Origin of the sequence: Polyangium sp. 15x6 (assembly GCF_029960785.1) — a bacterium.
In the GTDB taxonomy this organism is placed as follows: Bacteria; Myxococcota_A; Polyangia; order Polyangiales; family Polyangiaceae; genus Polyangium.
The window spans coordinates 1-7,582 of sequence record NZ_JASBQE010000197.1 but is presented as its reverse complement, the minus strand read 5'-3'; the positions used below and the strand labels follow the sequence as shown (position 1 = coordinate 7,582).

The 7,582-nt window shown below is 66.8% G+C and carries 7 protein-coding genes; 2 read left to right on the top strand and 5 right to left on the bottom strand.

The genetic code is table 11. From position 1 onward, the window contains the following. Positions 1–500: 500 nt before the first annotated feature. The 4 genes from QHF83_RS52385 to QHF83_RS52370 form a co-directional block, all read right to left on the bottom strand. On the bottom strand, positions 501–1,508 hold the full coding sequence (locus QHF83_RS52385; RefSeq protein ID WP_282425711.1) for a sigma-70 family RNA polymerase sigma factor: 1,008 nt from the start codon (positions 1,506–1,508) through the stop codon (positions 501–503). 15 nt (positions 1,509–1,523) lie between these two features. Beyond that, the gene (locus QHF83_RS52380; protein ID WP_282425710.1) at positions 1,524–2,165 is read right to left on the bottom strand and encodes a hypothetical protein; all 642 of its coding nucleotides are present in this window, start codon (positions 2,163–2,165) and stop codon (positions 1,524–1,526) included. A 502-nt stretch (positions 2,166–2,667) separates the two neighbouring features. Then, positions 2,668–3,720 carry a hypothetical protein gene (locus QHF83_RS52375; protein ID WP_282425709.1) on the bottom strand — a complete coding sequence of 351 codons (1,053 nt, stop codon included), beginning with the start codon at positions 3,718–3,720 and terminating at the stop codon, positions 2,668–2,670. A 623-nt stretch (positions 3,721–4,343) separates the two neighbouring features. Next, positions 4,344–5,534 (bottom strand): site-specific integrase, encoded by a 1,191-nt coding sequence (locus QHF83_RS52370; protein WP_282425708.1) that lies wholly within the window; start codon positions 5,532–5,534, stop codon positions 4,344–4,346. A 152-nt stretch (positions 5,535–5,686) separates the two neighbouring features. On the opposite strand from QHF83_RS52370, the gene QHF83_RS52365 reads away from it, so the two are divergent. Further along, positions 5,687–6,292: a hypothetical protein gene (locus QHF83_RS52365; protein ID WP_282425707.1), complete on the top strand. Its 606-nt coding sequence runs from the start codon at positions 5,687–5,689 to the stop codon at positions 6,290–6,292. 179 nt (positions 6,293–6,471) lie between these two features. After that, on the top strand, positions 6,472–6,900 hold the full coding sequence (locus QHF83_RS52360) for a DUF3892 domain-containing protein (RefSeq protein WP_282425706.1): 429 nt from the start codon (positions 6,472–6,474) through the stop codon (positions 6,898–6,900). Positions 6,901–6,947: 47 nt separating this feature from the next. Here QHF83_RS52360 and QHF83_RS52355 read toward each other — a convergent pair whose 3' ends face one another. Continuing rightward, positions 6,948–7,442 carry a site-specific integrase gene (locus QHF83_RS52355; RefSeq protein WP_282425705.1) on the bottom strand — a complete coding sequence of 165 codons (495 nt, stop codon included), beginning with the start codon at positions 7,440–7,442 and terminating at the stop codon, positions 6,948–6,950. Positions 7,443–7,582 lie beyond the last annotated feature (140 nt).

Genomic DNA, 7,582 nt, shown 5'->3' with positions numbered 1-7,582 from the left:
GCTCTGGTACGGGGTATGCCGAGCCGGCTGGCACGGTTTTCCCGGACCACGTGGCGCGGGATGTATCCGTATGAAATGCACGGTGTTGGGGTCGCGATCGGGGGCTCGTAGATCCACGGGCTGCTAGGGCGTAAGCCGGATAGCGGCGGCTCGGGGATTCGGAATGAGGCGGGCGTAGGTTCGGCGTCTTCGTCCGCGGCACGGGCCTCGGCGAGTTGATGGGTGGCCATGGTTCCTCCCAGCGTGGGAGCCATGGCTTGACGCTGGGTGTGCAACAAACACCTGGCCCGCGAATGGAGCACACCCAGCGCCAAGCCACGACGTGGGGCGAAATGAGACGTCGACGCAGAGGCGTCCGCGCTGGCCCTATGGTCGCCCGTAAATGGGTAGGGTTGCGCGCGGCGGCCTCGTCGTCGCGTTCTCATCCATGGAATGAGGTCGACGCGGCTCCGGCTCTCAACAAATCGTCATGCCGGGTGAAAAAAAGCGGGTGGGGCGGCCTACTTCGCGCCCCGACTCGCTTCCCGGTCGGCGAGGACCGCGCCCAAGGCTCCCGTGACGAGGGGACAAATCCGCTTCGCTTCCTCGTGGTCGCCTCGCTCCAGCGCGCGGTCGCACGCCTGGGCGAGGAGGCGGGGCCGCGGGTTGCTCTTCGCCTGGTCGGACGCGGGGGCTGGTCCGGGCGGCGGAGGGCCCTGCGGCGCGACTGGCTCCGGACAGACGGGCGGCGCGAGTTGCTCGATGATGCCGGCCGGCACGGTGCGCTCGCTCGTCGCGGCGACGTTCACGACAACCGGCGGGAGCTCGGCGAGCGTCGTGGCGCGGCGGAGGAGAAGGAAGACGATGAGCGCGCCTGCGCCGGCACCGCCAAGGAACGTCGGCACGTGGGACCAGCGGCGGGGGTCCGGCTCATGGCGCGGCCTGGCAGCGCTCGACCACGCCTCGCCAACGCTCCCCTCGTGCATGATGTCCTGCGAATGGAACGGAAGGACGAGCGGGCTCCTGATGCCGAGGCGTTCGAGCTCGCGGCGGAGCTGGGCTAGCGCGGCGGCGAGCTCTCGGTAGACCGTCGCGGCGGATATCCCGAAGCTCTCGGCGACCTGCTCCACGGGCAATCCATCGACGTACGTCGCGCGGACAACCTCTTGTTGTCGCGTGGGGAGCTTGTGCAAGGCGGCGTCGAGGGCTCTGTTCTTCTCTCGTTCGTAGGCTTCTTGCTCGGGATCCGACGGGGCCACGTCCTCGATTTCGATGAGCGGAGCCGGTTTGTTCCGCGTCTTCCCGCGCTCGCGGTACTCCGAGACGACGCTACGCATGTTGAGGTGCAAGAGCCCGCCGAGTTTGTCCGTGATCTCCTTCCCCTCGAGCTGGTGAAGGGTCCGGACGTAGATGTCATGGCAGAGATCGGGCATGTCCTGCGCAGGAACGTGGCGGTTTCGGAGCCAGTTTTCGATCTTGCGCTGGTGCGTCGCGAGGAGCTTGAGGCGCTGGTTTCGTTCCTCGTTCATGGGTGGAGCCTCCAATCAGGGGACACAGCAAAGGGTGCGGGGCCCGAGGAGCTCGACGGCGCCGAGGAGCTCGCCCCCGTGGGCCTGGCAGGTTCCGGAGTGGTAGACGAACGCGGTCGCGCTCTTCGCGCCGAGGGCCTGCCCGGGCGTCGTGAGGTCGAGGCACGTGGGGCTGTCCGATGAAACCTCCTCGGCAACGACCGGGCTGGTGCATGCCGCATCCGCGTAAAGGGCGATCGACGACACGCACGCGCTTCCCTCCGGCGCGCCGCACGTGCAAGCCGAGCAAACACGGGTGTCCTTGAAATCTTCGTAGAAGACGAACCTCACCGTGTACCCCTCGGCGGGGCAGTCGTGAATCCCGGACCGCTGGACGCACTGTCGGAAGCCGTCTGGCGCCAGGGGGACGCAGAGCTCGGCAGCGCTACATCCGGCGTATCCGGTCGAGGTGATGCCTTCGCAGAGCCGGGCGAATTGCCCCCAGGATGGCGCGTCCAGGGATGCCGCGGAGGAGCCAGAAGCGCTGCACGCCTCGTCCGTGATCACGAGCGGTCCGATGGTCACGGACTGAATGCAAGGCGGGCCCGTGCCGCACGAGCCGGCGGGGATTGCGTTGTCCGCCGCACACGAGCCATCCCAATACTCGGGGGGATCCATGGGCGTCGCGGCGGCTCCCTCGGCGGAGGCGCAGGGAGCGGTATGGGCTACGATGCTCGAAGGGAGCGAACAAAAGCCGTACGAGGGGCCGCACGTGCATTCCCCGCAATCGGCAGGCGATACGATGGGATCGCCATGCCAGACGAATTGCTCGACGGGTGCGGCGCCGGGGCATGGTGGCGCAGAGGTTTCGTCTGGCCCGATCCACGCGAGGAGGGGATACGAGAAATCCCCCGGGCGAAGGGGCACGCAGTCGTCCTCGCACACGATCTCACACCCGCCGTCCCCCCCGTTGGTACTTGGGCCACCGTCGGCGTCTTCGTTGTCTGCGTCGGTGCCCGCGTCTGCGTCTCCCCCTCCTCCCGAGGTATCTCCCGCGTCGTACCACTCGATGACGTTGCGCGCGTCCGCGCATCCATGGAGCAAGGATCCAAGCGTTAGCCCCAGCAGCGGAACGAGGACGGTTGCCTTTTTCAAGGGTGCTTGCATGGCTACTCCAGCGCTACTTCGTCAACTCGAACGAAAAGAGTGCTCCAAGGCCAAGACGTACGGGAGGAGATCGCCAGTCCTCCACTGTCTGGCCGGTTTCCGCAATGGCTGATTCGACAACAACGCTTCGCAAATCCGCAACCGCATCAACGAAGAAGAGGGCCGCGTACCGCTCGGCGAATGTCCAACGAGCCGCAACTCGCGCGCCGAACCCAACCGATACACCGTCGGAAAGGCCAAGCTTCCCGGGCGCGTCGAGGTGAAACGTGGTGCGCCCGATCGACGCGGCGGCGCAGATGTCCACGATGCTGGCCCGCGCGCACGGCAGGATCGTCCCAGACCAGAGCGACGTCCGCGCCGGAACGTTTCGATCCCCGATGCCCGATGCGGGGGTGACGACTCCGCGCATGTCCACTGCTAGGGCGAACCTCGGCCATCGAACCTCCAGCATCCCCTGCCCTCCCACCGCAAAGCTTGGCAGGCCATATGGGACGACTACGGGCCCGAGGGCTGCGGCTACCTGGACCGGCGTCCCCTCGGGCGTGCCCGGCGAGGTTGGGCCCGCGGATCCCGGGGCGATCATGGCCAGGAACTCCGGCATGCGGAACGCCACGGGGTGGATCTCCGGCCTGCCCACCTCGATGTCCGGGGGAGCCGCGAGCATGGGCGGAGGCGTCTCGCTTCCCCACGCGCGCGGCCCGAAAGCGAGCCGAACGAGGGAAGCCATGTCGTAGGCGAGCTCGCGGCATGTCCCCTGCTTGTCCGTGCGCCAGCGCCACTCCTTCCCATTACCCGAGGGATCGGGGGCCGATAACTCGGCCTCGAAGTCTTTCCCAACACGACGCACGTCGACACGAAGGACGGTCGGGACGTCGGTCCGGACAACCACGTATCCAAACTCGGCCGCCATCATCAAGGCGAGCTCTTCGGCGTCCGGGCAGCCCGTCGAGGCGTCCGGGGCGTCGTAGTCGAGACGGAACGCAATTTTGTGCTTCGGTGCGGCGGCTGCGCTCGACGCGAGGGCGAGCGCGCAAGTCGCAGCGGCAAGCGGGAGGAGGCGGCGCATGGGAGACGGGCGCCAGATTACGCTCCGTCTGGCGGGACAGGCAAGCGCCGTTTGCCCTGGCGGGGCTCGGGGCGAGGTCGAGCGGTTCGTCCGGATAGAACCGAACGCGTTACGCCGAGGTGGCTTAGCGGCGATCCGTTCCGGTGGCTCTCTCCGCTCCGATCTCGCTCGCGGCCTTCGCTACGGCGGCTAGGACTTCGGTCACCTTCCGCCACGCATCCGGGCCCCCCGCGGCAACGGCGGCGAGTGCGTCAACCGCTCGCGCGGTTAGGTCTGCGCCGAGCTCGGGAGCCTTCGCGACGGCGGCGAGTGTCTTCATTACTTCGGGCGCGGCATCCGGTCCCCCGAGGGCGACGGCGGCGAGGCCATCGACTGCTCGGCGGGATATATCCACGATCCATCCATTTTGATCGGTAACTGATTGATTTCGTTCGATATGGCTCCGACTTCCTAAACCGAAGGTCGCAGGTCCGATTCCTGCCGGGGGTGCCCAATGATTTCGCGGGGTTAGCGCTTCCTACCGCGCCGCCCCGCCCGGTCCCTGAGACCCCGTTTCCACGCTGTTGCCACGCCCGTTGCCACGGCGCCCCGGATCCGTTTCCAAACCCGTTTCCACGGCCGTTTCACCGGCCTTCCGTGAACCCCACGAGCCGCCGGGCGGCCTCCTCGAGGTCCTCCTTCAGGTGGTGCACGTACCGCTGGGTCGTGGACAGGTTCCGGTGCCCCGCCATCCGCTGGACGACGTGCACGGGGATGCCGGCGCGGAGCCACGCCGTGATGGCGTAGTGCCGCAGGCAGTACACGCTCCAGTCCTCCAGCCCGACCCGGTTCCGCACGCGCTCGAACGCTTGATCGAGCCCATACTGCCCCCACGGCTTCGCGCGCTCGTTCAGCGCGACGTGCGCGTCGCGTGGGGCTTGCTCGACCGGACCGAGGAGCCGTGCGAGCGGCGGCGCGATCGGGATCTCGCGCTGCCCAGTCTTCGGCGTGTGCGTCTCGCCGTACGACCAGCCCTCGCGCACGCTGAGGAACCCGCCCACCGCCCCGCCACCTTCCCATCGCAGCCGCACGTCTCGGCGGCGTAGCGCGCGGACTTCGTTGGGACGGAGTCCGGCGTACGCCATGAGGGCGAAGCTGCGGCGATGGGACTCGACCGCGGCCGCGAGGATCGCCTGGACGTCCGCGTCCGTGGGGATCTCGAGGATGGTCTGGCCGACCGGCTTGAGGCGCGGGAGGCCCTTGGGCGCGTCGGCGAGGTAGCCGCGAGAGGTGGCGAAACGAAGCACCGAGCGGAGGACGATCTGCACGTTGTTGCGCGTGCCCTGCGTCCGTTTCCGCTGCGAGAGTTCGAGGTCGAGCGCCGCTGCGGAAGCTTGATCGATGCTCGTGAGCGGGAGCGCGCCGAACCGAGGGAGCAGGATGGCATCGAGGACCGAGCGGTATCCGCGCCGGGTCGAGACCTTCAGGTCGGTCAACATGAAGGTGGCGCGGTACTCGGCGACGACGTCGGAAAAGCTCCTCGTCGGGACGGGCGGTGGAGACGGCGGGGAAGGGTCGGGCGACGGAGGTGAGTTCGGGGGAGCAGCAGGGGAGGGGGCCTCCTCCTTCGCCTCCGAGACCGGGGCCTCCAGCTCGACGGGCTCACCGTACTGCGCGATGAGCGCGACGATGCGCCGTTCTTCCGCGCGGGCGGCGACCATCGTCTGGATGGGCGCGTCCTTGCGGTAGCGTGTCTTCACGCCATTCTTGTTCACGTAGGGGATGTCAATGACCAGGCGGGATCCTCCCCGCCGTTGTTCTCGTCGTACCGTCATGACCTGGTGCCTTTCCCAGGCCGATCGGGCACTTCTGCGATGCCGCGACCATAGCACGAGCCCAGCCCGCTCGCGACCCGGAGTTTTCCTGCCCGCGCCTGCCAGACCGCTCGGGACTTGACGCCCGCGCCCAACTGGACGACGACAAACCCATGCGCATCCGAGTCTCCGCGGAGATCCCGCTCGGCCGGCCCAACGTCGACTTCGGCCTCGTCACGTGGCTGCATATCGCCATCCTCGACGAGGACGATTCCGGTCCGATCGAGAAGCCGATCGGCCAGGCGAGAGCCGCCCTTGTCCACGTGGGCAAAGTCCTCGACAACGAGGAATCCCTCCTCGACGTGCTCGACGCCGATAGCGGTGATCTGGAGGCGCTCTACTCGATCTACTTCGACGAGCAGACCGATTGGTTCAAGCCCGAGCTCGCCGAAGGGATGGGCCGCGATTTGCTGTACATCGACGAGGTCCACGTCGAGCCCGCTTTCGAGGGCCGCAACATCGAGCTCGCCGTCGTGCGAAGCCTCGCGGATACGCTGGGCCAAGGATGCGAGCTGGTGGTCGTGCCCGTTGAATCCGATCAGGACGAGGAATACTGGTCACACCTCGGCTTCGAGATGAGCACCCCGGGCGAGAAGGAGCATGGGTACATGCACCTCAGCCTGGCCAATCGCAGCTCGTTCGTGGATGATGAGGAGAATCCTGGCCACTTCAAGGTCAGGCCGAATATCCCGTCCGATGAGACGAAGATGCATCACTAAGCCAAAGGAGTCTCGCGTGGCCCATTCCCACAGGGAAGGCGGCAGAAGCCTGCTCGGCAGAATTCTCGCAACCGCCACGATCACACGGAGCCTGCCCTTTACCCTCTTGACACCGGTCGCTGTTCTCTGATCCCATCCGACGAACCGCCCAAGCGTGGCGTGAGCTGAGGAGGGACGAGATGCCGACGACGCCTGTAACAATTCCCGTGGTTTGCGTGCAGAGAGATTCAGCCGGTGCAATCGCGCACGTGGGCTTGCTCCTGACCTCACCGGAAGATAGAGGGGTTACTGAATTCGAGGAAGCAAAGCGCGTCAAGGGCAGGTATTCGACCTACCCCCTCGTGTTCATGCCGAACGAAGACGCCGCCAAGCTAATCGACGACGGGGAGGCGAAACTCGTGGTTTACGATAAGCATGGGACGGATCCCGCCGAAGTTGGTACCGTGGAGAGAAACGACGGTGCGCGAATTACGCGCACACTAAAGGACGACAATAAGCTCAACAACCTCTCGGCTCTGCCGACCCTTCCGCCGGTACACAAGAGCGTGCCGATCGCAACTAAGGTAGCTATGCGGTATATTGCTGCACGCCGGTTAATGTCTGATTAGCCCCAGACACACGCCGGCCCCGCAGCCGTTTGCTCATTGTCCGGCCCCTACCCCATCACCTTCGCCAACCGCCTCCCCGCCTCCTCGAGATCCTCCTTCAGATAGTGCACATACCTCTGCGTCGTCGACAGATGCTTGTGCCCTGCCATTTTCTGCACCACGTGCACCGGCACCCCGGCCCTGAGCCACGCCGTGATCGCATAATGCCGCAGGCAATACACCGACCACCCTTCGAGCCCCGCCCGCTTCCTCACCCGCTCGAAAGCCTGATCCAGCCCGTACTGCCCCCACGGCTTCCCGCGCTCATTCAGCGCCACATGCCCATCCCGCGGCCCCTCCTCGATCGGACCGAGCAACCGCGCCAGCGCCGGCACGACGGGAACCTCCCGCACCCCGGTCTTCGGCGTATGCGTCTCCCCGTGCGACCACCCTTCCCGCACCGCGAGAAACCCGCCCACTGCCTCCCCGGACTCCCGCCGTAGCCGCATGTCTCGACGCCGCAGCGCCCGCACCTCGTTCGGCCGGAGCCCTGCGTACGCCATGATCGCGAAGCTCCGTACCACCTCGCCCACCCCCGTCCTGACACCGACGGCTCGCTCCTCCGACGCTGGTGCCCCGAAGGGAGCACCCGATGCGGAACCATCAGCGAGCGGCGGCGATTCGTGCAGAGATCGAGCAGGAC

What these genes read in the sequence shown, in the direction of transcription:
- QHF83_RS52385 (WP_282425711.1), bottom strand. Translation starts at nt 1,508, where the DNA reads ATGAACGAGGAACGAAACCAGCGCCTCAAGCTCCTCGCGACGCACCAG.
- QHF83_RS52380 (WP_282425710.1), bottom strand. Translation starts at nt 2,165, where the DNA reads ATGGATCCCCCCGAGTATTGGGATGGCTCGTGTGCGGCGGACAACGCA.
- QHF83_RS52375 (WP_282425709.1), bottom strand. Translation starts at nt 3,720, where the DNA reads ATGCGCCGCCTCCTCCCGCTTGCCGCTGCGACTTGCGCGCTCGCCCTC.
- QHF83_RS52370 (WP_282425708.1), bottom strand. Translation starts at nt 5,534, where the DNA reads ATGACGGTACGACGAGAACAACGGCGGGGAGGATCCCGCCTGGTCATT.
- QHF83_RS52365 (WP_282425707.1), top strand. Translation starts at nt 5,687, where the DNA reads ATGCGCATCCGAGTCTCCGCGGAGATCCCGCTCGGCCGGCCCAACGTC.
- QHF83_RS52360 (WP_282425706.1), top strand. Translation starts at nt 6,472, where the DNA reads ATGCCGACGACGCCTGTAACAATTCCCGTGGTTTGCGTGCAGAGAGAT.
- QHF83_RS52355 (WP_282425705.1), bottom strand. Translation starts at nt 7,442, where the DNA reads ATGGCGTACGCAGGGCTCCGGCCGAACGAGGTGCGGGCGCTGCGGCGT.